A 310-nucleotide genomic window follows, 5' to 3' on the forward strand; every position below is an offset into this window, starting at 1 on the left:
GGCGTCGACAGCCGCCTTCGCCTTCGACAGCGTCGACTGCGCGGTGCCGTCGTTCAGCTCCAGCGTGCCGCGCACCAGCCGGATGATCTCCCGCACCTCAGCCGCCGCCTTGTTCCAGCGCAGCTCCTTGCCGTGGTACTCGTCCGAGACACCATCGGCGGTGAACTCCGCCATCGCGGCCTTCACGGCCCGGTCGCGGTCGGTCAGCACACGCTCCAAATGGCCGACGATCCCGGCGAGACCGCCCTGCACCTCGGTGGAGGCGCCGGTGTCGTAGCTGAGCCGGTCCAGATTCTGACCCATGATCCTG

1 protein-coding gene is annotated in these 310 nt (G+C 68.7%); it reads right to left on the reverse strand.

The annotated features are described in order from the left end of the window. Nucleotides 1-303 (reverse strand): pore-forming ESAT-6 family protein (locus ADK54_RS18295; protein WP_053726719.1); only part of this gene is annotated, 303 nt, incomplete at its 3' end. Nucleotides 304-310 lie beyond the last annotated feature (7 nt).

The organism is Streptomyces sp. WM6378, from assembly GCF_001279695.1.
Taxonomy (GTDB): domain Bacteria; phylum Actinomycetota; class Actinomycetes; order Streptomycetales; family Streptomycetaceae; genus Streptomyces.